We start from the raw sequence: 25,266 nt of genomic DNA on the forward strand, positions 1-25,266 counted from the left end.
TTTTTCTTACTCTGTCCATAAGAAATGGGGTTCCCCGGAAAGGGAGGGGACGACGAGAATTTCGGGTGAAAAACCTGCCGCCCGAAGCAGTTCTTTTTGGGGAAGCCTTACAGGAAGGCTTGCTGACAAGGAAGAATAACTTACCGATTTTTTGTCTTTGACCGTATCGCGCACGATTTCGTAGTAAGTTTGGGGAACTTCGGAGGAAGAAGGAGGCTGTTGCTGCCGTTTTGGACGGGTCATGAATAAATGGGCTAAGGCTTCGATTTTTTCTTTAACCGCCGGTTGTTCCAAAAGATCGGGAAAGGTTGTAATGAAAAGAAGGTAAAGGGAAGCGATCTCGTTATACTTTTCCCTGTCGATGTAAAGGAAATCGGCCCCGGAATCTTCCCTTAGGCTTTTGGGTTGACGGTAGGAAGGGTGATCGAGTGGGGGCAGCAGGTAAAGAAAACATTCTTCCTTTGCTGCTGTCCCCTTGGAAGGGGATTGGTTCCTAGCAGAAAAGCTATCTTCGGTTAATGCCCCGGAAGGAGGATCAAGACTCAACACGTAGCGTTGCAAACCCACTTTCCAGCGGACACAAAAATAAGGGGATTGCTCGATCCTTTCTACGTTGATCCACGAAAGGGAGCCGACCGCATGGGTCAAGAACCAGCTTAGAGGAGAACGAAAAGGCAGCAAGCCTGGATTCAGCTCCAGGGCTAATTTCATCTCGACGAAAGTGGCCTCGAAATAAGAAAGCAGGGAAGAACGGGGATCTTTAAGGAGGGGTAAAATTCTTTCATAGCCGTATCTCAAAAAAGAACTAAAGGATAAAGGACCATTGTAGCCGTGGATCAGCTTTGTCAATTCCGCTTTCTTTTCTTTGTGAAGTCCTTTGATTTTATTGAGCCGGCTGTTTGCCAGTTCTTCAAGATCCTCTTTTTTTGGTTCTTCGACATAAAAAGGATGCAATAGGGGAGAGAGCCGAGGGTTAGCCCTTAGACGATTCCAAAGCTGATCGCTGCCCACGCTCAGGGTTAATGTCCCGGGTAACGAAGAGAGTTCCAAGAGATTTTCTGCCCAGCGGTCAAAAGAAAGACTATCGGTAAGGGCCTTTTCCCAGTGATCGAAAACGATTAGAAAAGGGCGGATCTTTGAAGCCAGTTTAAAGAAGTCTCTTATTTTTGTTTTTGCCAACTGTTCCCGGTCCCCAGGAACGGTTTTACAGGGGATGTCGAAAAACGAGGGGTCGGGACTGCTAAAAGGTTCTCCAAAGAACCAGTTTTTACACATCCCTGTTATCCGTTTGTCCTGTCCAAGGATGGAAAATCCGTAAATGATTTTGATCCAGTCCCTAGGATCCTCTTCCAATGTTCCCCAACCGCTGATTTCCTTTTCCAAGTAAGGAAGGACAAACAGGAAATCTCTTTTGAGCCATTCCACCCATTCGGGAACGACTTCTTCAGGGAGAAGAGAAGTGGGGTTTTTTTTAAGAAACGCCAGAGCCGACCGGATTTTTCTAAACAGAGATTTATTTTTTTGGGCCGCTCGGCTAACCAGCTCTAGCAAAAGCCCGTATGCCAAGGCATCGAGTTGGGTCGCTTGCCCGGGCCAACAACCCGTTGCCCCGGCCTTTTCGGGAAAAAGGAGCTCGGAGTAAAGACATTCCTGAAAGTACTGAAAAAAGCCCCTGGAGTCGAAAAGGGGAGGGAGGGAAACCAAGAAGAACTTTTGAGAAAAGTACTGGAATAAGCGGCCTACAAGGTGGCTTTTCCCCGAACCCGCAGAAGAAGAATAGAGGACATAAATCTTTTTTTGTTCCCCTTTCATTGGAGGGGAGAAAATAGAGAGAAGCCGGGATAAGTTTTTTTTTCCTATTCCTTCAACAGGAGGGGCGATTTTTCGAGGATCCACGGCATGGGATCCAAAAAAGAGATTCCAGCCAACCGTTCGTTCTTTTCCTTTATCGAAAAAGCCGATCATTTTTCATTTTTCGTCCACTGTTTGAAGATCACAACCTTTTTTTAATTCAACGGGGACAAAAGCGGCTTTCAGTAGGTTCATAAGCCAGTTCTTTGCTCTATGGGAATATAAGGCATAGGCAGGGGGCCGACATACTCGGCAATGGGTCTAATCAGTCGATTGTTTGCCCTCTGTTCAAATATATGAGCACACCATCCGGCCGTTCTAGAAATCACAAAAAGAGGAGTAAATAAAAGGGTGGGAATACCAAGGAAATGATAGGTCAGTGCACTGTAAAAGTCGACATTGGGATAGAGATGTTTTTCTTTGAACATGACTTCTTCGATCTTTTCGGCAATAGAAAATAAAACTTGGGAGCCGGTTTTAGAGGATAAATTTTTGGCCCACTGCTTGATAATCTCCGAGCGGGGATCGCCATATTTATATACCCTGTGACCAAAGCCCATAACTTTTTCTTTCTTGGAAAGCATGGCTTTTATACCCTCTTCGGCTTCTTCAACAGAGTGAAATTTGCTTATCTGTTCCATGGCTGCTTCATCCGCTCCTCCATGCAACGGTCCTCGGAGTGCACAAATGCCTCCGGTAATGGCGGAATAAAAGTCGGAAAGGGTAGAGGTAATAACCCTGCAGGTGAATGTCGAAGCATTAAATTCATGTTCGGCGTGAAGGATTAAGGCTACGTCCAAGGCTCGTATCTGGTCTGCCGTAGCGGGATGACCGTACAAAAGATGCAAGAGGTGAGAGGCTATTGTTTTTTCGCTTTCCGAAGTGGTTTCGATTGATCCTTTCCCTTGATGATATTGGTACCAAAACAAAAGCATGGAAGGAAGAATGGCAAGTAGCCTTTTAGCGATATGTTCCTGGGTTCTATGTCCGTCTTCGGGTTCAAGAGTTCCTAGCATGGAGCAACCCGTTCTTAAAACATCCATCGGATTGGTGTCCTGGGGAATCAACTTGAGAACGGATTGAAGGGCTGCAGGCAGTTCTCTCAAGGAGTTGAGCTGATCGATAAAGCCGCTCAGTTGGTTTCGCGTAGGGAGTCGGTTGTAGAGCAAAAGAAAAACAACTTCCTCAAAGGTCGCATTTTGAGCCAGGTCATGAATAGAATAACCTCTATAAGTCAAATCCAATCCTTCTTTGCCTACTGTACTGATAGCGGTTTTACCGGCTATGATCCCTTCAAGCCCTTCTTTAATTGATTCGGTCATATCCTTGTTCCTTTCTTTAAAGCTGGTTTTTTTAAAAAATAAAACAGGCTGATTATATTAAATAATAAATTTTAATAATAAAATAAAATAATAAATATCGTTTTTCCCCTATGCAGAGGAAAGGAATTATTTTTTATGAATTGACGTTCTTTTCAAGGAAGAAAGAATTGATTTTAGTTTTTAAAACAGTTATTAAAATGCCTTGTTAATGAAAAGAAGGGATTTTTTTAAAAAAGTTGCTCTTTCCATTCCCGGTTTTGCAATGGGGATGTCTTTAAAAAATGTTTTCGCCCAGTCGACACAGCCGGTTAAAAACCAAGCGGTTTCTCCTTCTTTAAACACCACCAAAAATCCCTTGGATATCGAGGTGCCTTTTGTTCATAACGGTCCGGGATTTGGCCGAAGGATTGCCGTTACTTTTGATGATGGTCCGGCACCCATTTGCACCGAAATGGTTTTAAAGGCCTTAGAGAGCCGAAAGATTCCTGCCACTTTTTTCATGTTGGGAGAGCATGTTAAAACTTATCCCTCCCTTGTTCGGGAAGTTCATGCCGCGGGTCATGAAATCGGCAATCATACTTTTAATCATCCCCAACTTTCTAAATTGCCTGATGCCCAGGTTGAACAGCAAATTCGGGTTACCCAGGATTTGATCGTGGATGCCATTGGAAACAGACCCGTCTGGTTAAGACCTCCCTATGGCTCTTTTAGAAGATCTCAAGCGCATATCGCTTACAAGTTCAAGCTGGGAATTGCCCTATGGAATGTGGATACGAGGGATTGGACGAAGCCCGGCATTCAAAAAATTCTTGAAATCATAGAAAAAGAAACCCGTCCAGGATCTATTATCCTGATGCATGACATACATAGGGAAACGGCCCAAAATGTGGGACGCATTCTTGATTTTCTTTTGGAAAAGGAGTATGAATTCTCTACCCTTACAGGGTTTATAGGCGAGCCGTATACTCACCAAGCCGTTCCTTCATAAAAACCTTTGGCATTGACTTTCCTTTGTAAGCACTTTTTAATCGTATAGTTGGTTTTTGTCTTGGCTGGGTAGCTCAGTCGGTAGAGCAGCGGACTGAAAATCCGTGTGTCGGCGGTTCGATTCCGCCCCCAGCCACTTTTTTTGGGCTTGGAGAAAAGGGGCACAAGACTCTGTTGGCCTTGCTTCTAAAAAAAAAGAGCGCCCTTATTTTTAGCCGAAGCATAAAAACCGTTCCGATATTCTGCATAGCCGACCTGCTATCAAAAACGTGCGCAAAGGTGCGCACTGTTCTCTTCCTGCCCCGATTCCTCAACGGAATCGTCTCTGACAGGCGTAACTTTCCCGACTACGGCAGAGACCATCTCTGCCGCAGTGCCGCTGTTACCAGACGGACTCGCCACGGGTAGGGCAGTTGCGGTTGCCAGCCGTTTGAGGTTGAGCGCCGCGTTGAAGTCGCGGTCGTGGTGCGTGCCGCACTCGGGACACGTCCAGCTCCGATCCTTGAGCGTCAGCGCCTCGTTCTTCCACCCGCAAACCGAACACAGGCGACTGCTCGGATACCAGCGATCGGCGATGATGAGCCGCGTCGGCTCGGACACCGCATGGCGCAGGCCGAGAAAATCACGAAGCTGTGATTCGGTGTAAAGCCTTCGGTTGCTGTCGGTCCGCACCGCAGGAATTAGTCGGCCTTCACGCTCCCATCGCTGCATGGTCTTGACCAAGACCCCCAGCAGCTTGGCCGCCCGGCCCGTGCTCATAGTGCTTTCCATGCCCTACATAATACACCATTACGCACTATTTGCAATACTAGAGTTTAGCTCCATCAAGAAGAACCATTTCCCTCAAGGGGATATTCCATGGATCCAGGGGGGGCGAGGCCCTCCCCAAAGTTTGAGGAAAAAAAGAACCGCGGTGAGAAGTCTTCCCAGGACGGGGCATTTCCTGGAGCAGGTTATTTTCTCTTTTGAACGTTGCGGGCTAAAGAAAGCCCATGTTTATCCCCAAGAAGCCATAGGCTAAAAAAGAACGAACAAAAAAACTCTTCTTCTTTTTTTTGAAGGGAGCGGTGAAGCCCAATCCAGAGGGAGAGGCTTGTTAACTTTTTGGTTTTCAAAGAATTTTTTTGAGCGGGAAACCTAGGAGGCGGGAGCTAAAAAAAGATAGACCGCCTTGTAGGGTACTTTTATGGTTTGATTTTCCTTGCGAGGAGGAGTACGGGGAGGGAGTCCCCCTAGAGTATCTGTCCGAATCACGTAATGAACCTGGCTTAAAATCCCTTTTCCTTCATGAGTTTTTACCTTTAAAAGAAGCCAAGCAATGGCCTCTTTTTGCTCTACCTTCTGCTCGGGGGGAAGAAAAGCGATAATTTTGCTCCCATCGACTGATTGCCATGTTGGACCTGAATAATGGGAACCTATTTTTTCTCCGGATTGATTCAGGAGGGTTGCTTCAGGGGATAAAAGGGTCCATTCAAAAACATTTTTTCCTCCCTTTTTGGGTTTACTGACATAGACCTGGACACCTTTTGCTTGAGCCACCCATACGAGCCTGCTATGGGTTGGAAGAATCACTCCCGAATGGTGTTGAGAAAAGGAAACGGCCGGTTGAAATAAGCAGAGGAGACCGAGGAGTCCATAAAAAAAATTCTTCATAGAAATAACCTGTTTTTCTCTTTTTTAAAGGAGAAAAGCTTTATGGTTCAATGAAAAAAAAGAGGGGCCTATATGTCGTCGAGCAAGTTAAGCTGTAGAATTTGCGGCTGCGTAGCGGATCATCCCCGGTACATGGCCAAAGAAACGATCATGGGAAGCTTTGAACGGTTTTCTTATTTTAAGTGCCTGGATTGCGGCTGTTTGCAAATTGAATCTATTCCTAAGGATCTGGAAAGGTACTACGCTTTTCATTATCATGCCCAAATATTAGAAGTGGGAAGGCTTGAAAGAAAAGGCACTATCCCTCTAAAACAGGGGCTTGCGAAGCTTGTTCTCCTTTCAGCGAGACGGGCAAAAAGAGCCCGAGTTTTTTTAGAAAAGCTTTTCCCGGGGTTTCTTTGTGATCTTGGAGAGCTAGGAATCGATCAAGAATCGAGGATTCTTGATTATGGTTGTGGAAGGGGAAGTTTTCTTTTCAGGTTGCATGGCTGGGGATTTAAAAACCTGATGGGTTTAGATCCCTACATTGAGGCCCAACAGCAAATACCTGCTAAGGGCTTGGTTATAAAAAAGGGAGATTACACCCAGCTGACCGGCATTTTTGACCTGGTTATTTTAAATCACGTAATTGAGCACCTCGAAAACCCCCTTTTGGTTTTGAAAGCCTTGAGGGAACACCTCAGTGAAGCAGGGACCATGATTATAAGTACACCCCTGGCGGACAGCTATGGATGGAGAAAGTTTGGAAATTGTTGGGCCATGTGGGATCCTCCAAGACATCTTCATCTCTTTACGGTAAAATCCATGGCAGTGGCGGCACAAAAAAGCGGACTTAAGATAGCCAAGATTCAGTATGATTCAGGACAAAATAATTGGACGACTTCCCAGCTTTTTTCTCTCAGTCCCGAATCTGGAAGAATATCCACCCTTTCCCAGGAAGAGCTGAGCTGGCGCCAAAAAAAAATAAAGAAATATTTAAAAATGATCGATGCCCTGGGGGATAGTGAGATGGCTTCTTTTTGGTTAAAAATCGGCTGACTTTCTTCGGAATATTGCCAAATGGCATTTTAAAAAAGAGTTTTTGTGTTTATTTTTTCCTATGTACGTTGGGATAGCTTTGGGTTCTAACGAAGGGCAGAAGAACAAGCATATTGAAGAGGCCCTGTCCTTTTTAAGAAACCTGACAATAAACAATCATTTTCTCTGTTCTTCAATCTGGGAAACCCGGCCTGTAGATTGTCCTGAAGGATCGCCCGATTTTCTGAATTGCGTAGCCGAGATTGAAACGGATCTCCCTGCAAGAACGTTACTTGCTTTTCTCCAGGACTTTGAGCTTTCCCGTGGGAGGTTGCCTTTGGGGAGCCGGGAAAAAAACGGGCCACGGCCGATCGACTTGGACATTTTATATTATGGCGGGGAACGGGTTACTGAAAATGATCTGATTATTCCTCATCCCCGGATTGCCCAGAGGCTCTTTGTCCTGGGTCCTCTTGCAGAAATAAGAGCCGAGTTGATTCTTCCGGGCTATTCCAAGACCGTAAAAGAGTTGCTTTATGAACTCGACAAAAATCACTCCTGATTGGATCAGGCTAAGAAAGGGTGCAGGGGAAAAAATCGCCGCTTTGACTGTGGTCGATTATCCCACGGCGAAAATCCTGGACGAGGCGGGTATTCCCCTCCTTCTCGTGGGGGATTCGCTGGGCATGGTTGCCTTGGGCTACGAAGATACGACCAAGGTGAGTTTGGACGATATGCTGCATCATCTCCGGGCTGTCGCTCGAGCAAAGGTGAGGTCCTTGGTGGTTGCGGATATGCCCTTTGGATGGAACAGGGAAGAGGGTAAAGCTCTCTACTGTGCACGGAAACTCTGCGAAGCGGGAGCACAAGCCGTAAAGGTTGAAGGGGGAACCGAGGTGGAACGGATAGTTCGGCTGCTTGTTTCCCAGGGGATTGCCGTGATGGGCCATATCGGTTTAATGCCTCAATTCCTCGGCCAGCCTCCGAAATACAGGAAGTATGGGCTTGAAGACAAGGAAAGAAAGAAGATTATCGATGATGCTCTTTGTTTAAGCAAGGCGGGGGTATTCTCGATTGTTCTCGAGGCTTTGGACGAAGAGCTTGCTGCTGAAGTAACACGGTTGGTCGATGTGCCGACGATCGGGATTGGATCAGGAAAATGTTGTGATGGTCAAATTCTTGTTTTTCATGATCTTGTTGGGCTTTTCCCCTGGTTTCGACCGAAATTCGTTCAGCCCAAGCTAGACTTGGTCTCTCTCATTAAAGAGGCGGTTAGAGCTTACAAGGAAGAAGTTCAAAAAGGTCCCCAAAAATAGGGAGCAGCATTCCTTAGTTGTGTAAAAATTCGGAAAGGAAAGCTTGATCGGCATTCTTTGTCCCTTGGAGTAGGGCAATCCCGTAAGCCACGCGGTTGACATCTTCGAGTAACCCGCCCAAGGGAACGGCAAGCATGTGGGCCTTCCAGACAAGAGTTACGGTCTTGCCGCCTGATTCTATGGGCCACATTTCCACGATTTCCATGCCGTTGTAATAGACGGAGCTGACGTAAAATTCGCAGTTAATCTGTTGCCAGCTTTGTTCGGTCTTGAAGCCATAGCTTGAACCTAGAGAGAGGGTAGCCATTCCATTGGCATCAAAAAAATTACAATAGTAATTTTGAGGAGGTTGTTGGCTTGTCCAATTACTCAGCAGAGAATCAATGAGAGGTTGGTAGCGGGCATAAATTTTGGGATTAGCTTTCGCCATCTTTGAAATTTCTTCAATGGGCTTAATCGGGCTACCCCCGTTTTCGTAGGGGGGAAGGTTGGATAAGCCGGATTGGGAGTAGTTTAAAAGCTTGGCTTGCAAATCCGCCGTAAAAAAGCTGTGGAGGGCTTCTATCGAGCCTTCGTCCATTTTTCCCTTAAGTGGAGAAAGGGTTGCTTGGAGTTGCTTGATTTCATCGGTGCTGAGGTTCAGTGCGCTTTTCCCCGGCTTGGCGCGAAAGGCTTCTTGAAGGAGTTTCCTGACGGGGGACTTCTTTAAATCGAAAACCAGGGAATTAAAAGGGAACGAGTTGGGGAAGGCGTTTTCCAAATGTCCCATGACTTTGAGCGAGGGATGTTTGCTCGGATCCCAGTGAAGAAAGGCCGTGGAAACAGCCTGCGGTTTATCCGGAACGATAAAACAAGTTTCGATCAATATCGCATGGCCTTTGCTGTTTTTGTCGTCGAAACTTCCCAGTATTTCCCCGCTTGATAAAGTCGAGGGCGAAATATTGGGAATGGAACTAAAAGAAGCAAGCTCCTCGAAAGGAGAAGAAAAGAGGGGGAAAGGACAAAAAACAAGATAAATAGAAAAGAGCAGCCCAAAAGGAGAAATTTTTGTTAGGATTGTTCGGTCTTTCATGAGCTTTGAGAGGAGTTCATTGTTTCGAGTTTGACCTTGGGGATACAGGCCCATTCCTCGTTAATATCCGCTTTTATTAATTTTTTCTAGCTCTCAGTATTTCCCATGATTAGCTGATTATAAAGCTCTAACATATTTTTAGCCATAACTTTGTAGGAAAAGCTCGATTCTATTTTTTTATGACATTGCCATTTTTTTTCTTCGGAGAGGGGACCTGCTTTAGCTACATCCGCCAAGGCTTGGCATAGGTCAGGGATAGACCAGGGTGGGATCAGTTTGCCGACTTGGCAAGCTTGAAAAGCTTCTGGAATACCGTCTAGGGATGTGGCAATGACCGGTTTGCCGCAAGCGAAAGCTTCCAAAATAACCAGGCCGAAAGCTTCGGTAGCTATAGCCGGATGGACAAGGCAATCGAGAGCATTCAACCAACCGTCTATTTCAGGAGTGTGGGGAATGAGAAAGACCCGATCTTCAAGGGATAAACTTTTTATCTTCTCTTCCAGCAGCTCTCTCATGTTCCCTCTGCCGATAATGAGAAACCGACCCTGGGGAAGAAAGTTTCGTGTTTTGTGAGCGGCCTCAAGGAAGTCTAACTGCCCTTTGCCCAGGGGATAATCATAGCTGCCTACCATGCCAAAGAGAAAATGGCGGCCGTCAACGGATATTTTTTCTCTTAAATAGGAGGCGTTTCGGGGATAAAAACGCCCTGTGTCAATACCCCCGTAGATAACCTTGATTTTCCCATGATCCCCCCCTATGGGCTTCCTTTTGTGCCTTTCTTTGATGGGACAGTGGGGATCGAAATGACCCTCTGTAAGAATTTTCCTTGTGAATTGAGATACGGCGACCAGGCAGTCGCAATGCTTTAAAAGGTAATTCTGGCTTATCCAGGATCCAGGGCTTTTAGCCATGTGGCGCGAAAGAACAACTTTTGGCTTGGGGTAGGATAGAGAAGCGCCCATGATGGCCGGCCAATAGTCCCTGCCGTGATGGGCGTGCAAAAGCGTAATGTTCCGCCTGCTTATGATTTCCTTAAGCTTGTAAAGGCCGGAGATATTTTTTCCCCAATGCACGCTTTCTATCCCGTAACTTTGAAGCTGGTAGAACAGTTCATTGGTTTGGGGACAGGCTACGAGAACCCTAACTCCTAGTTCTAGCAATCCCCGAGCAAGAAGAATGACCTGGTTGTCTGTTCCCCCGCCTTGGAGAACGGAATTGATCAAAAGCACATTTAATCTTTCTTGCATTTTATTTCTTGGTGGCTGGATAATCCCATCTGATCAGGCATCCCCTTGAGATGCCACAGGGCGATTTTATAGGCTGTTTTCAGCCTTGTAGTCGGGCTCTTCCCAAAGGTAACCAAATAAAGGAGGCTTTCCAGGAAAAGGGATAAAAAAAGCCGAATAAGAAGGCCTATTCTTAAAATCAGGTACTTGTATAAAGGATGATGGGTTTTGAAATAGCGGTACCTGGATTTCCAATATTCGATTCGGGCCTCGGATAGGAGCGTTTTTGCCGTTTTACCTTGGCCATGCCAAACTTTCACTTGGGGTAAATAGTAGACGAGATAACCCCTTTGCGTAGCCCGGAGACAAAAGTCGGTTTCTTCAAAAAAGAAAAAATACCTTTCATCGAATCCTCCTAGTTCATCCCAAATTGTTTTTCGAATGAGAAAAAAGGCCCCTATCACCGATTCAACAGCTTGAGGGCGGCCTGATTGGTATTCTTTACCCGGAAATTTTTTGGGGAAAAGTCTTCGCAGGATAGACTTGTTGGCAAGTTCCGTTAAAAGCGTAGGGAAATTGGCTATGGAATTCTGCAGTGTCCCATCTTCGTTGAGGAGCTGGGCTCCACAGACGGCGCACCTTGGATTTTGTTCCATCCATTCTACGGCTTTTTGGATGGAATCTTCCTGTAGCCTGGCATCCGAATTAAGCAGCAAAAGGTAATCCCCTTGGGCCTGATGGGCCGCCCGGTTGACAGCCTTTGAAAAACCAAGATTGGTTTCCGAACGGAGGTAAACTACCCAAGGAAATTTTTTTTTTATCATTTCCTGCGTCCCATCTTTTGATCCGTTATCAAAGACAATAAGCAGCTTCTTGAAAGGATCGCCGCTTTTTTCAATCGAATTTAAGGCTTTTTCAAGGAGCAGTTGGGTGTTGCAACTGACGATAATTATCGATAAATTCGCATTCATGGCAGGATTGCCTCAACTCCCATCCAAACAAGATAATTCCTTTACCCATTTGTCCCATTACCGAAAAATTTACGGAGATAAAACCCCCATACTCATGTATCATCATATAGGCAAAAGTCCAAAAGAATCCAAGTTCCCTTCTTTGTGGGTTCCAAGCTTGCTTTTTGAAAGACAGCTTGGAGAATTTTGGTCCTTGGAATGGCCCGCAATTACCCTGGGAGAATTTGTCGCCGCAAGTTGTTCGGTTTGCAGGGGGGTAATCTTGAGTTTTGACGATGGTTACCAATCGGTTTTTACCCGTGCCCTACCCCTCCTTACCCGGTTTAAAATGCGCGCCATCCTTTTTATCGTGGTCGACTACATAGGAAAGTCTAACGAATGGGATAGGCCACTAGGAGAACCTTCGCATAAGCTGATGAGCAAAGAAGAAATCCGGGAATGGATCGCTTCTGGACAGGAAATCGGCAGTCATAGTCTTACCCATCCCCATCTTCCCAGGCTTTCCTTTCGTGAGGCCCAGAGAGAGATCGAGGATTCAAAAAAAAGGCTTGAAGATATTTTTTCCTTTCCCGTTCGCCATTTTTCTTATCCATACGGGGAATGGAATGAGCAATGCATGGAAATTGTAGAGAAGGCGGGTTATGAATCCGCATGTCAAATTGCAGAAGGGGTTAATCTTCCCGGAGAAAATCCCTTTTGTTTAAAGAGGTTGACGGCCCGCAGGCCCAAACGCAATTTAAAAACCCTCTTCCACATGCTTCTTCCTTACCGCCATACGGCTTGATTGTCTTGGAAATGGATAAACTACCTCTAAGCCTGACGATGATAGCTAGGAACCAGGCTCATAACCTGCCTAAAAGCTTAGGGAGCGTGGCCGGTTGGGTTAGTGAGATAGTAGTCGTGATTAATGATTGTACGGATGACACCGAAGCAGTAGCCAAGAGTTTTGGAGCACGAGTGGAAAAGAGGTCCTGGAGCTGTCGAAGGGATCAAAAAAATGTCGCTCTTGATCTTGCCTCTTATGATTGGGTCTTGGGATTGGATGCGGACGAGGTTGTTTCCGAGGAGTTACGCCGTGATATTTTCAGCTTTTTTTTGAAAGATCATCTGAGTTATGTGGGAGCTTTTTTCCCAAGGAAAACATGGTTGATCGATCGTTGGATTACCCACGGGGATTTTTATCCCGATTATAATTTAAGACTTTTTCGCAAAGATAAAGGTCGTTGGGGAGGGAGTCGCGAACATGACCGGGTCATAGTTCAAGGGAAAGTCAAAAAATTAAAAGGTGAACTTCTCCATTATTCTTTTCCAACGATCGATTACACCTTGACCAAATTACCCGAGTATGCCACTTCCTTTGCCAAGGAAGCCCTAAGCCAGGGAAAATGTTGGAGTTGGGTGGATGTGCTTTTGAGGCCTCCCTGGAGATTTTTTCGAAGTTATATCTTAAAATTAGGATTTCTTGATGGGTTCCCGGGTTTTTACGTCGCTTCGATGGCGGCTTTTTCTAACTTTTTCAGGTATAGCAAACTTTTCGAACTGTCCCAAAACAAGGAAGTTTTAAAAAATATCAAGGAGTAATTTCTTGATCGATTTTAAGTGTATCAGCCTTTCAATGTAAGAAAAGGAGCCGGCACCCACGGGGAGGAGTCCATTCCTCGTGCCCGGGTCGGTAACGGCAAATACACGGTGCCAAAGAAAAGCAGGCGGCGGCGGACTGCCGGAGAGCATTCTTTGTTTTTTGGGCGTTAGATTGTTTTGCCAGCAAGGAGCTAGACTCTGGTATTGCATGCGCATTAATGTATAATGGTGATCATGGAAAGTGCGATGAGCAAGGGACGGCCGACAACCGCAACTTTCCTACCCGTGGCAAGTCCGTAGCAAGCCATTGTAGAGCTGCGACAGAGAGGTTCTCCACCGTAGCCGGGAAAGGCGGGCTTGCTGAGGGGAAAGGCTCTGGCCGCTGATGCAATGTGGTGTTGCATCCCCCTCTTTGACGCGGCAACTCAGCTTTGTTCCTGTTTGAGCGGGAATGAATGAGCTTGGCGGATCGGTTAGCGCAGGTCCAAAAGCGATTCGGATTTTCCTCCGGCTGTTTTTCCTTGTTTGCCGCCGGTAGTGGAAACGGCCAACCATATAGCCGAGAATTCTTTTGCAATGCGGATTTTTTCTTGCTAAGGTCAATTCATGGACTGGGCTCAAACTATAACAATTATCGTTTCTTTGGGAGGCTTTTTTTTCTATCTTTTTAGGGATCTCAAGGCGGACATGAGCAAGAGCTTAGAGGACATGAGCAAGAGGATAGAGGACTTAAGGGACGATGTGAACGTGCGGTTTACCGAGCAGGGCAAGAGGATAGAGGACTTGAAGGAAGATGTGAACAGGCGGTTTACCGAGCAGGGCAAGAGGATAGAGGACTTGAAGGAAGATGTGAACACGCTGTTTGCCGAGCAGGGCAAGAGGATAGAGGACTTGAAGGAAGATGTGAACACGCGGTTTGCCGAGCAAGGCAAGAGGATAGGGGACTTGAAGGAAGATGTGAACACGCGGTTTGCCGAGCAAGGCAAGAGGATAGGGGACTTGAAGGACGATGTGAACGTGCGGTTTGTCGAGCTGAGCAAGAGGATAGAGGACTTGAAGGAAGATGTGAACACGCGGTTTGCCGAGTTGAGAGCGGACGTGAACTCGCGGTTTGTCGAGCTGAGCAAGAGGATAGAGGACTTGAGGGACGATGTGAACGTGCGGTTTGCCGAGTTGAGAGCGGACATGAACTTGCGGTTCAACGAGCAGGGCAAGAGGATCGAGCTGGTGGAAAACATCCTGGCCAAGGCGGTTCGTATCGATCTGCAGTCCTCCTCCTGATTTTTCTCCGCTAGGAAAGCGGGGCTTGAACAGTTGATCCATTGGTTGTTATTTCTTGATCTTTCCTGTTCGCTTTACATTGTGTTAGCCGAAATAAACGGCGCTGCGGCGAGTTCCGCCGGAAGGCGGGGAGGGCTCTGGCCGCTGATGCAATGTGGCGTTGCATCCCCTCTATGAAGCAGCAACTCAGCTTTGTTCCTGTTTGAGCGTGAATGAGTAAGTTTGACGGAACGGAAATGTACGGAAGGAGGAGATGGGATCGCTGCTAAATCTGCATTTTTCGGACCTCAAGGGATGGATGCGTGATCCAAGTTTTGCCTTCTTTTACTGCTACGAACTGTCCTCTTCTGATGAGTGCCCTCATGCTGTCCAAGGAGTAGCCCAAAAGCTCTGCTGCCTTGTAAGATGGAACGAGCCCAAGTCCGCGCTTTTCCTTGATCAGTCCCGTAAGGATTTCGTTAAGGCTATCTATCAAGGCTTTCGCTATTATTTCCTCGAGCAGCCTGCAGTTGAGTTTCTACATGGCAGCTCTAAAGAGAAGGATCTGGAGAATTGCTCAAGACTTCTTTGAGAAGCTCTTCCGCCTGCTCTAGAGCCGTGAGGTAAAGATTCCTGTCTTCTTTTTTTCATGCCCTTACCACCACGGGGAGGGCAAGCCGCTGCTTATCAAAAGGTAGTTGAAGAGCACTCTTCCTGTCCTGCCGTTTCCCTCTTCGAAAGGATGAACGCATGCGAATAAAAGGTGTTGTTTTGCCACCGCCGATGCCAGTTCTCCTTCCCTAATCGCGTCCATAATCCAGGCCATGAAAGCGTCCATCCATTCCCTGCCGAATACTCCGCTTGGAGGAGTTATCCTTGCTCCCGCTATTGTCAGCTCCTTTTTCCTGTAATCGCCTCAAGCCGCCTGTTATGCTTTTGTTCAGCTGCCTTACGAGGGCATGATTGAACGTAAACTCTCCCATCTTGTAGTTTTGATACGCAAGGCCGAATACGAAGCTTGCGGTCCTGTAACAAACAAGAGCTATTTCTTGATCCCCGCTCTGCGCCTTGCCTTGCAAGACGGATTCAAGCTCTGCCTCGTCTACGAAGAACACTTCGATAGCGATTGAGTTTCTCTACTCTTGGGTTAGTATGAACAGCCATTGCTTGTTGCTCAAAAGAGGTTCGGGCAGTCCGCCTAGGCTCTCGAGTGACAGTTATCTTTTCAAAAGTGTGTTTCGCCTGATCGGTACCCTATTCGCAAACTAAGGTAAAAAAGCAATTAAAGGTGTTTCTTTGTAGGAGAAGCGTGAATGCGCAACACTTTCTTTGGGGTTTTCAGGTAGAAAAGGGTCTTGATTCCTCTCCTATTGGAATGAGGATCGGGAGTTTTGCTGGAAGTTTTATCTTTGCTTTTTCTTTCTAAAAAACTCCTGGATTTTTTCGGTCGTTGGAAAACCAAAAAGGGAATAAAGACAATGGTATATCCAAGAATCATCAACGCAGAAAAGATCCATTGCTTTTTGTTTTCTTTCCAAAGCAGCCGCTTCTTCAATTCTGCCTTCCTTGGCAAGCCACCGGGCAATAACAAAATAGGCTTTCCCGATTTCCCTTTTAAGAGAAAGATCCATTGAACCCTGTTGCTTCAGCCACCGGACCATGTTGTCCATGCACTTTTTTTTCTGGTAGATAAACTCTAAAGCTTGCAGATGGTCCATCGGTTTATCTTTATAATGCCAGTAAGCTCCGGGAATAGGCGTAAAAGCAAAATTAAGGTTTGCCCGAATGGCTCTTCCCACCAGTTCATAGTCGTCAAATAAAGAAGCCTCGTCTGACCAGCCTCCTATTTTTTTGACCGCTTCTGTTTTCCAAAGATAACCCCCCGTTTGGGGAAGTTCAGATGAAAACCATAAAATCAAAGGAGTCCTGTTCATGGATGGAGCCGGGGGAACGGTTTTTTTTTCACCCGTGGGCGACACGGCAATAATTGGAGAGTAGTAAACATCGACTCTCTCGGTGTCGCAGGCGTTCGAAAAATGGTTCTTTATTTTATCTTGTATTAAAGTGTCGTCTTGATCCAACCATTGGATCCAACTTCCCCTCGCTCTTTGGAGTGCCTCGTTCCTTGCTTTTGCTCTCCCTAATTTTTCTTTAAAAAAATGGCAATAGAGGCCCTGGCCGAACTTTTTTAGAATTTCAGTCGTTTTATCCGTTGATCCGTTATCGATGACGATGATTTCTTTGTTGGGCCAGGATAGGTTGAGAGCGCTGAGAACAGCTTTTTCGATCGTTTTTTCCCCGTTGCATGCGGCAATGGCAATAGTCACAAGGGGTTGGTATTGCATTTTTCAAAAAAATGAAGAAAAAACCCATTCTCGATCAAGATGACTAGTGGGGGGTCTCATTGCCGGAGGAAGTCTCCGAAGTTGATTCACTGGGAGAAGAAGCGGCTGCTGAAGGATCAGACGATAATTCTTGGGAGGGACGGTGTCGAATGTTATTTGTCGGGGAAAGAGACTTGAGCTCGCGCATCCGGGTGCGCATGGCGTCCATCTCCTGGTGCATTTCTTTTCTTTGTTCAATCAGTCGGGTAACGATGAGTGTCAAATAATCAATTTTTTTTTCTTTTGGAGCTTTTTTGAGTTCTTTTAAGAGCCCATCCAGTTCTTTATCCTGTTTATCGAGCATCCTTCTAAAACTTTCCTGCATTTCAGAAAGGAGAGCTTGTTGGTCTGAATCCAAGGACTTTTCAGCAGGAAGGCTCCTGGGAGAATTGGGAGAGAAAGAAGTCTGCCCGATTAAAGGGAAAAGGGCTCCCCACAGAAAAAAGAGGGCAAGTCCATAAAAGAACCGGTTTTTTTTGTCCCTAGGGAATGATAAGGGAAAGAGTTTCATGCAGCCATTTCGAGGAGCCTCTTTGTTTTCTTTATTCATGATGTTCTTTGAGATTCATCATGTGGCGGTGCATCGACTTCATCTCTTCATGCATCTGGATACGTTGGTTGACCAACGTGTTTAATAGCTCAACGGCTTTATCTAATTTTTGATCTTTTGGGGCCTTGTTCATTTCATTGGCCAGTTTCTTTAACTCCTCATCCTGTTTGTCCATAAGCCGTTGCATTTTTTCGTGCATCTGCTTGGCCATCTTATGCCTATAGGCCCTGTCATGATGATGGGGGGTTGCCGTAGAAGAGGGCTGATCCTGGGACTCGGGAGCATTTTGGGCGAACATAGGACCGCTGAATAGAATGCTTCCCAAAGCAACTACAAGGCCTGTATTTCTTAAGCTATTCTTTTTCATTTACTTCCTCCGTTTTGTTCTCTTTTTGCCAAGTTAAAACAAGATTACTAGGAGAGTTTCTTTTTTTTAGAAAAAAAACAATCAATCTGTCAAGTTTATCGGTCCGGAGCCAGTCAAGTAGGCGATAGATCGGCCTAGTTTTTAGAAATCGCCTTTTGGCGTAATTTTTCTATTTTTTCAATGAACGGTTGAGGACCGCCGGGAATGTATCCAAAACTGGAAACTTCTTCCCCTTGGGGAGAGAGAAGAACGAGGGTCGGAAAAGAATCGACGTTGTATTGGTTGGCTAAATCCTCGTTTTGTTTTTTTAATTCAGCGGGCTGGCTTTTGTGTTGAGGAAAATCCACTTCGAGCAGGACAAGGTTTTTTTGAGCATAATTTTTAAACTCCGGAGTAGAAAAGACTTCTTTATCCAACTTTTGACACCAGGGACACCAATCGGATCCCGTAAAGTTCATCAACACCATCTTGTTTTCCCTTTTTGCTTCGGCTAAGGCTTGGGTGTAGTTAGTGAGCCATCTCAGATTTTCCGAAGCGAGGAGATAACGTAAGGGAAAAAAGGCAAAAAAGAACAGTAGGAAGTAATAAAAAAGAGAAAAAAATCTCTTCGATCTCTTATTAAGAAAAAACGGGTTAGAACTCATATCATACAAATTGTAAAAGCCTGGCGAGGAAAAATCAATTGCTCTTTCTTTTAAAAACTTGATTTTTCCTACCCCGCGGGCATTTTCATAAAAGAACATAGCGGATAGACAAAAACAGATGACAAAAGAAAAAACAGCCGATTCTCCTCTTCCCCAGGACCAGGAAGAACCTGTTCTTCAATCCATTCTCATTGTCGATGATGAAGAGGATGTTTTTTATTCTTTTCAAAGATTCCTTGAGGAGTTTCCCGTAAGGACGTTTAGTGCGAAATCAGGGGAAGAAGCTTTGAAGTTACTCAAGACCCAAGCTGTTGACGTCATCATTATGGATATCCGGATGGGGAAAAAAAGCGGTCTTGAAACCTTAAAAGAGATCAGGAAACTCTTTCCCCAGCAAGTCGTAGTTATCATGACGGCTTATGGAACTTGTCAAACGGCCATTGAAGCCATGAAAATGGGTGCCTACGACTACATATTAAAACCTTTCAACATGATCGAATTAAAATCGGTCATCACCAAGGCATTGGAAGCTTCAAAGCTGACCAAGGAAGTTTCTTCCCAAGCCTTCCCTGCGAACGCCTTCGACAGCCGCAGCCTGCATATCATAGGGAAAAGCGCTCCCATGCAGCAAGTTTACAAACTGATCGGGCAGGTAGCTCCCACCAATGCGACCGTGTTGATCGTCGGGGAAAGCGGTTCCGGTAAAGAGCTTGTTGCCCGAGCTATTTATCAATATAGTCTTAGGGCTAATAAGCCTTTTATAGCCATCAATTGTGCAGCGATTCCTGAAAATCTTCTTGAAAGTGAGCTTTTTGGCCACGAGAGAGGATCGTTTACAGGGGCCATGGCTCAGCGCATCGGCAAATTTGAACAGGGAGATGGAGGAACGGTATTCCTGGATGAAATAGGAGAAATGCCGATTTCCACTCAAGCTAAAATTTTAAGGGTACTCCAAGAAGGGGAATTCTCCAGGTTAGGGAGTAACGAACCCATCAAAACGGATGTGCGGATTATAGCGGCGACCAACAAGGATCTTGCTGCCGCGGTAGCGAAAAGGGAATTTAGAGCGGATCTCTTTTACCGGCTCAACGTGGTCAAAATTTCCCTTCCTCCCTTAAGAGAAAGGGTTGAAGATATTCCCGATCTCATAGATCATTTTCTGGCTAAACATCGCCGTTATCTTCCCAATGCTCCTACTTGTATTTCTTCGCAGGCCATGAGGAGCCTGTTGGCTTATCATTGGCCGGGAAACATAAGGGAGCTGGAAAACGTTATCCAGAGAGCGATGGTTCTTGCGACCAGTGCCACGATCCAGAATTGTCATCTTCCAGAAGAAATCCAAGCGGCTGAAAAGAAAAAGTATTTTAAAGAGAAGTCCGGCAAAGGAGGTCCGGCTGGAGGATTAGATTTCCTCGTCCAGGAAATTGTGGGTTCAGATCTAAGAGATCATCGACTCGAAACTCTGAAAAGTTTATTGCATAGGATTTATACTCAGGTTCTCGAAGAATGTGAAGGAGACGAATCCAAGGCAAAGAGAATCTTAGGGTTTCATTCCGCTTGGGTAAATACTTTAAAGTAGGGTTGGATTTACTTCTCTTTTTGTTTTTTCAAGGAAAGAAAAATAGATTTTTGCCTATTTTATTACCGGGTCTTTGGTCCTCCCTATGCGTTGGCTTGCAGGAGTTGCTTCTTGAAGCTTACGCAGGACAACAAAGTTGGGTTGGAAATCGATAATGCTTATATAGGGCTTAAAAGCGGCAATAAACCTGTCAATGGCTTCCCTGGGGCCGGGATCGCCCGAATGCAGTCCAAAAACTCTTCTTAAATGCGGGGTTAGCCGATACCGATTACATAGGATTATTCCACCGACTTTTACCCTATCCCAGGCATTTTTAAGATCCTCGAACATAACGTTGCCGTCGGCTGATCCATCGATATAGGCAAAATCTATGGAATGGAGGGGTACTTCCTTGATTTTTTCCGTGGAGTAACCCGCTAAGATCTTAAACCTGGCTGACTGTCCTGAAAGGTTCACGTTGTGCAGAAAAGTTTTATAGTAAGGGCCATCAAAGGTATCGATTACGGTAAGGGAAGAGGTGGGATCGGTTAAAATATTTTCCAAAACCCAGAGTGCAGACCTTCCTTCAAAAGTCCCGATTTCGAGAAATTGTATCGCCGGTTTACCCTTGAACTCTTCCAAGTCCTTGGTCCAAAAAGGGATCCTGTCCGTAAAGGTGTTGCTCGTAAAGACGTAGGGCTTGGCGTAGACATTTGACCATCCTTTCTCATTGCGGAATGAAAAGGCCGCCCATAGGCATGCGGATAAAAGCAAGATCAAGGTGGGTTCTTTTACCAAGGTATCCTTGGTGTTTTTCATAAGTTAGCCCTATGCTTAAAAAGTTGTTAATTTAACATTAAGGATTTGAGAGGAAAAAAAAAGTAGGCACAATGAAGAACAATAGTTACTTTTGAGTACAATTTGTTGATGAGCAATGGAATATTGTATGGCCTCCCTAGGATTACCTTAAATGAGCAGGGCTAAACTGTTAAAGAATGAGTCAAGCGGTGTTGGGCATTCATGAATAATATGCTGCAGATGGGGCCCTGGATACGGTATAGAGGCTAGAGAAAGAACTGCAGGGATTGTTTTGAACGAGCATGCCAGCTTTGTAGCCTTGGGTTAGCTACAAAAAGAAAAGCTTGTGCAATGATGTTTGAATATTTGGATTGGCTCGATGAGCTTATGGAGCACAAGAAGGACACCTTCCGTAGAGGATGATTTCGTGTTCTTGGACTAAAAAACCCTTAGGTGCAAGATCTTCAATCCGCTCATCGCATTTTCCCAGTTCAAAGATTTGATGGCATTTCCGACAATAGAAATGGTGATGGTGGGCCCTTCCTGAAATTTCGTAGCGGGGAGATTCCCCGGGAATTTCCACGGTAACAACTTGTTTCATTTCTTTAAGGGTTTTCAAGAGACGATACACGGTAGCGATACCCAAGGAAGGAACCAACAAGGAAGCTCGATTTTGGATCTCTGCCGGAGATAAAGGACTTTCTGCACTACTCAACACCCGGAATATCGCTTCTTTTTGCTTGGTTTTACGTACCATGGTTGGAATCCAGTCTGTTTAAGCTTCGGTCACAAGTCAAGAAAGAATATCTTCCGTCCCCATCATCCCAAGGCCTTAAATAATCTGCCAGTTTACGGGAATCGATTCCTTGACTCCCCCTTCGCCGGTATAATACACCTTGCCATATTTTACACCATATTCATGGATCAGCTTGGTTATTTTTACGTCGTAGCAGCAGTATTCAGCAATTTCGAGCAATTTTCCTTCTTTCCACCACTGCAAGGCTTGCAAACCGTGGGCCGTTTTACCAATACCCAGGGTGGCTTTGGCGATTTGTTCAAGCTTGATGCGCCTGGAGATCTTTTTTTCAATATCGACGAGAAGATCCAAGCAGCGAAGCTCTGAAAGATTAAAAATCGAATAGGATTCCAGGACGGGAATGTCGAAACCCAGAATGTTAAAACCCACGATGCAATCGGCTTCTCTCAGCATCGTTAAAAGCTGGTCAACGTCTTTTTCGCTAAATATGAAATACTTATTGTAAAGACTACTATAGATAACCGCTATGGATAACCCCATGAGATGCTTTTTCTGCCAGCCGCCAACCTCATAGGCACTTTTTTGGGTTTCGATATCGAGATAAAGGATATTTTTTTGAGCCGTATTCACCTATGAACTAAAAATGAACTTCAAAAACCTCTGCCCGTAAAAAAATCTAAAAAGGAAACACCCCTTTGTTAAGTAAAGAGATTAAAAAGATTGAAATGAGAAAACTACTGCATGGGGAAATCAACGGTTTTCCACCGGGAAGAGGCTTCCCTTTCTCTGGCTTTTATTGCTGAATAGATGATGGCTTGCTCTCCATATTTTATCCAGGGACCTGGAGGGACCAGGCAGTCATCGACGATTCTCCAGTCGGTTAAGTTCATTCCCGATAGCCCTAAATAATCTCTGACCGCGGGAGATACATCCAATCCCGCTTGGTTATAATCATGGGGCCTGTCTGGTCCGAAAACATAAGAGGCATGGTCACTTCTCAAGGGACCTACATCTTCCCATTGAGCATAGGCCACTTTACCGCTTTTAGTTCTTATCTCTACCCATTTCCCCTTGCATTGCGAAATAAAGCGGTTTTCAGGAGAGGGTATTTTATACCATGGTACCCATTTACGGGCTAAATCGGGATAAGCGACATCATTGAAGGGAAGGGCGACGTAGAAAGGATTCAGAGTGGCGGCAAAACGACGGGGTAGAAATCCGATCCTTTTAATGGGATCATCAGGCCCTCCATAATTTTTTGTCCAGTGCACATCCCAGGCACTCATTGAACCATTGGCCGCACTGATTGGCGTGCGACCTTCACCGATCCAAAAAACGGTCGTAACAATGTTTCTATGCCAAGGATAGGCATGATCGCGATTTTCTGTTTTAAGAAAGTCCTTGTAAGAATAACCAAAGAGAGAAGAGCAAACAAAAAAGAGAAAAGCCATAAAAAAGGAACTTTTTTGACAAAAGAGTTGTCTTTCTCTCCAATTCACGATCACCTCCTTTCAGAATTAGCTTTTAAAGTCGACCGAGACTATGTTTTTAAAAATTTTATGAAAAAGAGTCAATAATTATTTCTCTATAGAGAAATTTTTTCTTTGGTCCGGATGCCTTTCTGGATATTTTTCATCGAGGTTTTTCTCGTACTCCTTTTTCATTTAAAAAAGAGGGTTATTCCCTGTCTCATCCTGGAAAGAAAAGCTTGGATGGATTCTGATCGGCTATTTTCTTGACAGGACCCTCTCCTGCTCCTATCTTTTGCAGTATTTGATACGACATTCCGGTGCGAGAGCTGGGGGTCCGAGGGTAATGCCGACACGGTGGGAGCGATAAACATATTAAGGGTTGGACTGGCCGGGATCGCCTGTTTTCCGGCACAGCGCCAGGGGAGTCGGTTGTTCGACAGATCCAAGGGGTGCGGAAAAGACCCTGGTGGCAGGAAGGAACCTCCGCTTTCTACCGAGGGAGGAGCTCAATGAGGGAGGCTCTCTCCTGCCTGGTCTCGCTTAAGCTTATTAAAAACGAGCGGGTAGGGGCTGGATGACAGGAGCTGGACCCTAGCATTGCCGCCATGTGCATTAATGTATAATGATGATCATGGAAAGTGCGAGGAGCACGGAACGGCCGGCAACCGCAACGGCTCTACCCGCGGCGAGTCCGTAGCAAGCAATGGCGGTGCAGCATCAGGAATCGCTCCGGGTGTAGCCGGGAAAGGCAGGCCTGTCCGATACGGTTGTGGCCGGCAAGACCCATCGGGGCAGGAAGAAAAGGGTGTGTATATGTGCGCACGTTTTTGATAGCAGAAAAATAATCGCAGGGAATCGAGAAAAAAGTTCTATAAAAATAAATTATTGTTGTCAAAAAAAAAGTTTTCTATAGAATTTAAATTTTAACTTTAACTTAAAAAAACATGGTAGAATTAGAAGATCTTATCAAATCGGGTACCCATTTTGGGCATAAAAAGGACAGGTGGAACCCTAAAATGGCCCCCTTTCTTCTTGGTCTTAAGGGGGGAATTCATTTGATCGACCCTAAAAAGACAATGGATTATTTAAAAGGGGCTTGTGATTTTCTTAAAAAAGTTTCCTTTGAAGGGGGTAAGGTTCTTTTTGTGGGTTGCAAACGGCAGGCGCAAAGAATCGTAGAGGAGGTTGCCCGCAAAAGCGGTTCATTCTACGTCAATTACCGGTGGCTTGGGGGCACTCTGACCAACTTGGTAACTATTCGGAAGTCTATTGCACGCATGAAATGGATAGATCAGCTTGAAGAAAACGGGACGATGGAGAGGCTTCCGAAGAAAGAAGTATCGAAACTAAGAAGAGAAAATATAAAGCTTCACCGGAGCCTGGATGGAATAAAAGACATGGAAAAGCTTCCTTCGGCGATCGTCGTGATCGATGTTGTCAGGGAAGAAATCGCGGTATCGGAAGCCCAAAAATTAAACATCCCTATCGTTGCCCTTGTAGATACCAATGGCAACCCTGAAAATATCGACTATCCTATTCCGGCGAATGACGATTCGATAAGGTCTATAAGAACAATTCTTGAAGAAATTAATGCGGCTATAATAGAAGGAAAAAAAGAAGCTGGGTTGTCTTTACCTGAGGAAAATACTCCTCTTCTTTCTGAAAAAGAATCTTTGACTTCCTAGTGATTTTTCATGATGCATTAAAGAAAGCCGTCGGAGTGGATTACAAGCTTGCCCCTTTTCTTTTTGCTCTACCTAAAACTTTGAGAAAGAAATGATCTAAGGAGGAATATGGCGAACTCTCTATCTGTACATCTTGTCAAAGAACTGCGGGAGAAAACGGGAGCAGCAATCATGGATTGTAAAAAAGCTTTAGAAGTTTCCAAAGGCGACATCGATGAAGCTGAAAAGTGGCTAAGACAGCAGGGGATAGCCAAAGCCAAGAAAAAATCCGAGAGGCTGACGCCCGAAGGGGTCATTGCTTCTTATATTCATGCTGGAGATAAAATTGGTGTCCTTGTCGAAGTAAACTGTGAAACCGATTTTGTCGCCAGGACACCCACATTCAAGGAGTTAGCTAAAGAAGTAGCGATCCAGATTGCAGCGGCAAGCCCCAGGTTCCTTTCCAAGGAGGATATCCCCAAGGAGGTACTCGACGAGGAAAGGCAAAAGATTATCGAATCATTAAAGGGACAAAACAAGGAGGACCTGGATAAGGTCGTGCAGGAGAAACTCGAAAAATTCATCGTGGACAGTTGCCTGCTTGAACAACCCTTTGTAAAAGATCAAAGCATAACTGTTCGCGATCTGATCTGCCAGCGCATAGCCCAAATTGGCGAAAATATTGTTGTTCGCAGGTTCGTGAGATTTCAGTTGGGGGAGGAGATAGAAAATTAAAATGGATCTTTGCTCCCTGGTCCAAAATCCACTGGCGGTTTTATCCCTTCGGGAAGGAAAAATCTTGTTTTGAAATCTTGA

At 45.4% G+C, this 25,266-nt stretch carries 28 protein-coding genes, 1 tRNA gene and 3 pseudogenes; 14 read left to right on the forward strand and 18 right to left on the reverse strand.

Annotated features, from left to right (window positions below):
* Positions 1-6 precede the first annotated feature (6 nt).
* Both MINF_RS01495 and MINF_RS01500 read right to left on the reverse strand, forming a co-directional pair.
* Positions 7-1,965: an ATP-binding protein gene (locus MINF_RS01495; protein ID WP_012462673.1), complete on the reverse strand. Its 1,959-nt coding sequence runs from the start codon at positions 1,963-1,965 to the stop codon at positions 7-9.
* Positions 1,966-2,042: 77 nt separating this feature from the next.
* Entirely contained in the window at positions 2,043-3,173 is a 1,131-nt protein-coding gene (locus MINF_RS01500; RefSeq protein WP_012462674.1) for a citrate synthase/methylcitrate synthase, read from the reverse strand.
* A 208-nt stretch (positions 3,174-3,381) separates the two neighbouring features.
* Here MINF_RS01500 and MINF_RS01505 point away from each other — a divergent pair, with 208 nt between their 5' ends.
* Together MINF_RS01505 and MINF_RS01510 are read left to right on the forward strand one after the other, a co-directional pair.
* Positions 3,382-4,161, forward strand: coding sequence for a polysaccharide deacetylase family protein (locus tag MINF_RS01505; protein WP_048810033.1), 780 nt, complete (start codon positions 3,382-3,384; stop codon positions 4,159-4,161).
* Positions 4,162-4,223: 62 nt separating this feature from the next.
* Positions 4,224-4,296, forward strand: a tRNA-Phe gene (locus tag MINF_RS01510).
* Between the two features lie 125 nt (positions 4,297-4,421).
* On the opposite strand, the pseudogene MINF_RS11920 reads toward MINF_RS01510, so the two are convergent.
* Positions 4,422-4,748, reverse strand: a pseudogene (locus tag MINF_RS11920) (zinc ribbon domain-containing protein); the annotation flags it as partial.
* Positions 4,737-4,931 (reverse strand): annotated as a pseudogene (locus MINF_RS12015) (MerR family DNA-binding transcriptional regulator); the annotation flags it as partial. The pseudogenes MINF_RS11920 and MINF_RS12015, both read right to left, overlap by 12 nt.
* Between MINF_RS12015 and MINF_RS11100 the strand changes: the two are divergent.
* Entirely contained in the window at positions 4,876-5,181 is a 306-nt protein-coding gene (locus MINF_RS11100; protein WP_187146991.1) for a hypothetical protein, read from the forward strand. The pseudogene MINF_RS12015 and the gene MINF_RS11100 sit on opposite strands and share 56 nt — an antisense overlap.
* A 116-nt stretch (positions 5,182-5,297) precedes the next feature.
* Here MINF_RS11100 and MINF_RS01520 read toward each other — a convergent pair whose 3' ends face one another.
* On the reverse strand, positions 5,298-5,813 hold the full coding sequence (locus MINF_RS01520; protein ID WP_012462678.1) for a DUF3455 domain-containing protein: 516 nt from the start codon (positions 5,811-5,813) through the stop codon (positions 5,298-5,300).
* Between the two features lie 72 nt (positions 5,814-5,885).
* On the opposite strand from MINF_RS01520, the gene MINF_RS01525 reads away from it, so the two are divergent.
* The 3 genes from MINF_RS01525 to panB all read left to right on the forward strand — a co-directional run bounded on the left by MINF_RS01525 (position 5,886) and on the right by panB (position 8,146).
* A complete protein-coding gene (locus tag MINF_RS01525; RefSeq protein WP_012462679.1) occupies positions 5,886-6,851 on the forward strand; it encodes a class I SAM-dependent methyltransferase in 966 nt (321 codons plus the stop codon).
* A 61-nt stretch (positions 6,852-6,912) separates the two neighbouring features.
* Entirely contained in the window at positions 6,913-7,392 is a 480-nt protein-coding gene (folK, locus tag MINF_RS01530; protein ID WP_048810035.1) for a 2-amino-4-hydroxy-6-hydroxymethyldihydropteridine diphosphokinase, read from the forward strand.
* Positions 7,367-8,146, forward strand: coding sequence for a 3-methyl-2-oxobutanoate hydroxymethyltransferase (gene panB / locus MINF_RS01535; RefSeq protein WP_012462681.1), 780 nt, complete (start codon positions 7,367-7,369; stop codon positions 8,144-8,146). The genes folK and panB overlap by 26 nt, the downstream gene beginning before the upstream one ends.
* A gap of 13 nt (positions 8,147-8,159) precedes the next feature.
* On the opposite strand, the gene MINF_RS01540 is transcribed toward panB, so the two are convergent.
* From MINF_RS01540 to MINF_RS01550, 3 genes are all read right to left on the reverse strand, one after another.
* On the reverse strand, positions 8,160-9,218 hold the full coding sequence (locus MINF_RS01540; RefSeq protein WP_148205083.1) for a hypothetical protein: 1,059 nt from the start codon (positions 9,216-9,218) through the stop codon (positions 8,160-8,162).
* An 86-nt stretch (positions 9,219-9,304) separates the two neighbouring features.
* On the reverse strand, positions 9,305-10,465 hold the full coding sequence (locus MINF_RS01545) for a glycosyltransferase family 4 protein (protein WP_012462683.1): 1,161 nt from the start codon (positions 10,463-10,465) through the stop codon (positions 9,305-9,307).
* Entirely contained in the window at positions 10,450-11,415 is a 966-nt protein-coding gene (locus MINF_RS01550) for a glycosyltransferase family 2 protein (RefSeq protein WP_012462684.1), read from the reverse strand. The genes MINF_RS01545 and MINF_RS01550 overlap by 16 nt, the downstream gene beginning before the upstream one ends.
* Between MINF_RS01550 and MINF_RS01555 the strand changes: the two genes are divergently transcribed.
* Positions 11,414-12,199, forward strand: coding sequence for a polysaccharide deacetylase family protein (locus MINF_RS01555; RefSeq protein WP_048810036.1), 786 nt, complete (start codon positions 11,414-11,416; stop codon positions 12,197-12,199). The genes MINF_RS01550 and MINF_RS01555 overlap by 2 nt on opposite strands.
* 11 nt (positions 12,200-12,210) lie before the next feature.
* Positions 12,211-12,996, forward strand: coding sequence for a glycosyltransferase family 2 protein (locus tag MINF_RS01560; RefSeq protein WP_048810416.1), 786 nt, complete (start codon positions 12,211-12,213; stop codon positions 12,994-12,996).
* Positions 12,997-13,211: 215 nt separating this feature from the next.
* Here the strand turns inward: MINF_RS01560 and MINF_RS01565 are convergent, their stop codons facing one another.
* On the reverse strand, positions 13,212-13,400 hold the full coding sequence (locus tag MINF_RS01565) for a hypothetical protein (protein WP_048810037.1): 189 nt from the start codon (positions 13,398-13,400) through the stop codon (positions 13,212-13,214).
* A 202-nt stretch (positions 13,401-13,602) separates the two neighbouring features.
* Here MINF_RS01565 and MINF_RS11640 point away from each other — a divergent pair, with 202 nt between their 5' ends.
* Positions 13,603-14,277 (forward strand): hypothetical protein, encoded by a 675-nt coding sequence (locus tag MINF_RS11640; protein ID WP_048810038.1) that lies wholly within the window; start codon positions 13,603-13,605, stop codon positions 14,275-14,277.
* 253 nt (positions 14,278-14,530) lie between these two features.
* Positions 14,531-14,848 (forward strand): hypothetical protein, encoded by a 318-nt coding sequence (locus tag MINF_RS11325; RefSeq protein ID WP_187146955.1) that lies wholly within the window; start codon positions 14,531-14,533, stop codon positions 14,846-14,848.
* 63 nt (positions 14,849-14,911) lie between these two features.
* Here the strand turns inward: MINF_RS11325 and MINF_RS10895 are convergent.
* Positions 14,912-15,160, reverse strand: a pseudogene (locus tag MINF_RS10895) (Fic family protein); the annotation flags it as partial.
* Between the two features lie 55 nt (positions 15,161-15,215).
* On the opposite strand from MINF_RS10895, the gene MINF_RS11330 reads away from it, so the two are divergent.
* Positions 15,216-15,386 (forward strand): hypothetical protein, encoded by a 171-nt coding sequence (locus MINF_RS11330; RefSeq protein ID WP_187146956.1) that lies wholly within the window; start codon positions 15,216-15,218, stop codon positions 15,384-15,386.
* A 273-nt stretch (positions 15,387-15,659) separates the two neighbouring features.
* Here MINF_RS11330 and MINF_RS01585 read toward each other — a convergent pair whose 3' ends face one another.
* The 4 genes from MINF_RS01585 to MINF_RS01600 all read right to left on the reverse strand — a co-directional run bounded on the left by MINF_RS01585 (position 15,660) and on the right by MINF_RS01600 (position 18,300).
* Complete coding sequence (locus MINF_RS01585; RefSeq protein WP_012462691.1) at positions 15,660-16,601, reverse strand: glycosyltransferase family 2 protein; 942 nt, start codon at positions 16,599-16,601, stop codon at positions 15,660-15,662.
* Between the two features lie 43 nt (positions 16,602-16,644).
* Positions 16,645-17,190, reverse strand: a complete 546-nt coding sequence (locus MINF_RS01590) for a hypothetical protein (RefSeq protein WP_012462692.1) — start codon at positions 17,188-17,190, stop codon at positions 16,645-16,647.
* The gene (locus MINF_RS01595; RefSeq protein WP_012462693.1) at positions 17,183-17,557 is read right to left on the reverse strand and encodes a hypothetical protein; all 375 of its coding nucleotides are present in this window, start codon (positions 17,555-17,557) and stop codon (positions 17,183-17,185) included. Before MINF_RS01595 ends, MINF_RS01590 begins: the two co-directional genes overlap by 8 nt.
* A 134-nt stretch (positions 17,558-17,691) precedes the next feature.
* Positions 17,692-18,300, reverse strand: a complete 609-nt coding sequence (locus MINF_RS01600) for a thioredoxin family protein (RefSeq protein ID WP_012462695.1) — start codon at positions 18,298-18,300, stop codon at positions 17,692-17,694.
* Positions 18,301-18,319: 19 nt separating this feature from the next.
* Between MINF_RS01600 and MINF_RS01605 the strand changes: the two genes are divergently transcribed.
* On the forward strand, positions 18,320-19,780 hold the full coding sequence (locus MINF_RS01605; RefSeq protein WP_012462696.1) for a sigma-54-dependent transcriptional regulator: 1,461 nt from the start codon (positions 18,320-18,322) through the stop codon (positions 19,778-19,780).
* 54 nt (positions 19,781-19,834) lie between these two features.
* Here MINF_RS01605 and MINF_RS01610 read toward each other — a convergent pair whose 3' ends face one another.
* The 4 genes from MINF_RS01610 to MINF_RS01625 all read right to left on the reverse strand — a co-directional run bounded on the left by MINF_RS01610 (position 19,835) and on the right by MINF_RS01625 (position 22,813).
* Positions 19,835-20,578 carry a class I SAM-dependent methyltransferase gene (locus MINF_RS01610; RefSeq protein ID WP_012462697.1) on the reverse strand — a complete coding sequence of 248 codons (744 nt, stop codon included), beginning with the start codon at positions 20,576-20,578 and terminating at the stop codon, positions 19,835-19,837.
* A gap of 364 nt (positions 20,579-20,942) precedes the next feature.
* Complete coding sequence (locus MINF_RS01615) at positions 20,943-21,314, reverse strand: Fur family transcriptional regulator (RefSeq protein WP_012462698.1); 372 nt, start codon at positions 21,312-21,314, stop codon at positions 20,943-20,945.
* 75 nt (positions 21,315-21,389) lie between these two features.
* Positions 21,390-21,944, reverse strand: coding sequence for a ribonuclease H-like domain-containing protein (locus MINF_RS01620; protein WP_012462699.1), 555 nt, complete (start codon positions 21,942-21,944; stop codon positions 21,390-21,392).
* Positions 21,945-22,048: 104 nt separating this feature from the next.
* Positions 22,049-22,813, reverse strand: coding sequence for a hypothetical protein (locus tag MINF_RS01625; protein WP_012462700.1), 765 nt, complete (start codon positions 22,811-22,813; stop codon positions 22,049-22,051).
* A 917-nt stretch (positions 22,814-23,730) separates the two neighbouring features.
* Between MINF_RS01625 and rpsB the strand changes: the two genes are divergently transcribed.
* Together rpsB and tsf are read left to right on the forward strand one after the other, a co-directional pair.
* Positions 23,731-24,471 (forward strand): 30S ribosomal protein S2, encoded by a 741-nt coding sequence (rpsB, locus tag MINF_RS01630; RefSeq protein WP_012462704.1) that lies wholly within the window; start codon positions 23,731-23,733, stop codon positions 24,469-24,471.
* 108 nt (positions 24,472-24,579) lie between these two features.
* Positions 24,580-25,185 carry a translation elongation factor Ts gene (gene tsf, locus MINF_RS01635; RefSeq protein ID WP_012462705.1) on the forward strand — a complete coding sequence of 202 codons (606 nt, stop codon included), beginning with the start codon at positions 24,580-24,582 and terminating at the stop codon, positions 25,183-25,185.
* The last annotated feature ends 81 nt before the right edge of the window (positions 25,186-25,266 follow it).

Source organism: Methylacidiphilum infernorum V4 (assembly GCF_000019665.1).
GTDB classification, from domain to species: Bacteria; Verrucomicrobiota; Verrucomicrobiia; order Methylacidiphilales; family Methylacidiphilaceae; genus Methylacidiphilum; species Methylacidiphilum infernorum.

Coding starts and splice junctions, on each gene's coding strand:
- MINF_RS01495 (WP_012462673.1), bottom strand. CDS start 1,965: ATGATCGGCTTTTTCGATAAAGGAAAAGAACGAACGGTTGGCTGGAAT.
- MINF_RS01500 (WP_012462674.1), bottom strand. CDS start 3,173: ATGACCGAATCAATTAAAGAAGGGCTTGAAGGGATCATAGCCGGTAAA.
- MINF_RS01505 (WP_048810033.1), top strand. CDS start 3,382: ATGAAAAGAAGGGATTTTTTTAAAAAAGTTGCTCTTTCCATTCCCGGT.
- MINF_RS01520 (WP_012462678.1), bottom strand. CDS start 5,813: ATGAAGAATTTTTTTTATGGACTCCTCGGTCTCCTCTGCTTATTTCAA.
- MINF_RS01525 (WP_012462679.1), top strand. CDS start 5,886: ATGTCGTCGAGCAAGTTAAGCTGTAGAATTTGCGGCTGCGTAGCGGAT.
- folK (WP_048810035.1), top strand. CDS start 6,913: ATGTACGTTGGGATAGCTTTGGGTTCTAACGAAGGGCAGAAGAACAAG.
- panB (WP_012462681.1), top strand. CDS start 7,367: ATGAACTCGACAAAAATCACTCCTGATTGGATCAGGCTAAGAAAGGGT.
- MINF_RS01540 (WP_148205083.1), bottom strand. CDS start 9,218: ATGAAAGACCGAACAATCCTAACAAAAATTTCTCCTTTTGGGCTGCTC.
- MINF_RS01545 (WP_012462683.1), bottom strand. CDS start 10,465: ATGCAAGAAAGATTAAATGTGCTTTTGATCAATTCCGTTCTCCAAGGC.
- MINF_RS01555 (WP_048810036.1), top strand. CDS start 11,414: ATGGCAGGATTGCCTCAACTCCCATCCAAACAAGATAATTCCTTTACC.
- MINF_RS01550 (WP_012462684.1), bottom strand. CDS start 11,415: ATGAATGCGAATTTATCGATAATTATCGTCAGTTGCAACACCCAACTG.
- MINF_RS01560 (WP_048810416.1), top strand. CDS start 12,211: ATGGATAAACTACCTCTAAGCCTGACGATGATAGCTAGGAACCAGGCT.
- MINF_RS01565 (WP_048810037.1), bottom strand. CDS start 13,400: ATGCAACACCACATTGCATCAGCGGCCAGAGCCTTTCCCCTCAGCAAG.
- MINF_RS11640 (WP_048810038.1), top strand. CDS start 13,603: ATGGACTGGGCTCAAACTATAACAATTATCGTTTCTTTGGGAGGCTTT.
- MINF_RS11325 (WP_187146955.1), top strand. CDS start 14,531: ATGGGATCGCTGCTAAATCTGCATTTTTCGGACCTCAAGGGATGGATG.
- MINF_RS11330 (WP_187146956.1), top strand. CDS start 15,216: ATGATTGAACGTAAACTCTCCCATCTTGTAGTTTTGATACGCAAGGCC.
- MINF_RS01585 (WP_012462691.1), bottom strand. CDS start 16,601: ATGCAATACCAACCCCTTGTGACTATTGCCATTGCCGCATGCAACGGG.
- MINF_RS01590 (WP_012462692.1), bottom strand. CDS start 17,190: ATGAATAAAGAAAACAAAGAGGCTCCTCGAAATGGCTGCATGAAACTC.
- MINF_RS01595 (WP_012462693.1), bottom strand. CDS start 17,557: ATGAAAAAGAATAGCTTAAGAAATACAGGCCTTGTAGTTGCTTTGGGA.
- MINF_RS01600 (WP_012462695.1), bottom strand. CDS start 18,300: ATGTTCTTTTATGAAAATGCCCGCGGGGTAGGAAAAATCAAGTTTTTA.
- MINF_RS01605 (WP_012462696.1), top strand. CDS start 18,320: ATGACAAAAGAAAAAACAGCCGATTCTCCTCTTCCCCAGGACCAGGAA.
- MINF_RS01610 (WP_012462697.1), bottom strand. CDS start 20,578: ATGAAAAACACCAAGGATACCTTGGTAAAAGAACCCACCTTGATCTTG.
- MINF_RS01615 (WP_012462698.1), bottom strand. CDS start 21,314: ATGGTACGTAAAACCAAGCAAAAAGAAGCGATATTCCGGGTGTTGAGT.
- rpsB (WP_012462704.1), top strand. CDS start 23,731: ATGGTAGAATTAGAAGATCTTATCAAATCGGGTACCCATTTTGGGCAT.
- tsf (WP_012462705.1), top strand. CDS start 24,580: ATGGCGAACTCTCTATCTGTACATCTTGTCAAAGAACTGCGGGAGAAA.